This window comes from Glycomyces amatae (genome assembly GCF_020991375.1).
GTDB classification, from domain to species: Bacteria; Actinomycetota; Actinomycetes; order Mycobacteriales; family Micromonosporaceae; genus Glycomyces; species Glycomyces amatae.
Genome location: NZ_JAJLQZ010000069.1, coordinates 1 through 207, shown reverse-complemented (window position 1 = coordinate 207; position 207 = coordinate 1). Strand labels below are relative to the sequence as shown.

The following is a 207-nucleotide window of genomic DNA, read 5'->3' as shown; positions in this document are numbered from 1 at the left end:
GCTCTGCGTAGGAAACTCGAGCTTGAACAGCCCGGAGGGTGTGTTTGGCACGGCTGCTCCCGGCCCGTCGCCTGGACCGAAGCCCACCACATCATCCACTGGGCCGACGGCGGCCCCACCAACGCCGCCAACCTGATCCTGGTGTGCCGGTTCCACCACGGCCGCCTCCACACCGAAGGCTGGACCGTCACCAAGACCGGCCCCGGC

At 69.1% G+C, this 207-nt stretch carries 1 protein-coding gene; it reads left to right on the top strand.

Features of this window, described 5'->3' with window-relative positions; genetic code table 11:
• A partial coding sequence (locus tag LO763_RS28620) for an HNH endonuclease signature motif containing protein (RefSeq protein WP_230792331.1) occupies window positions 1-207 on the top strand: 207 nt, incomplete at both ends.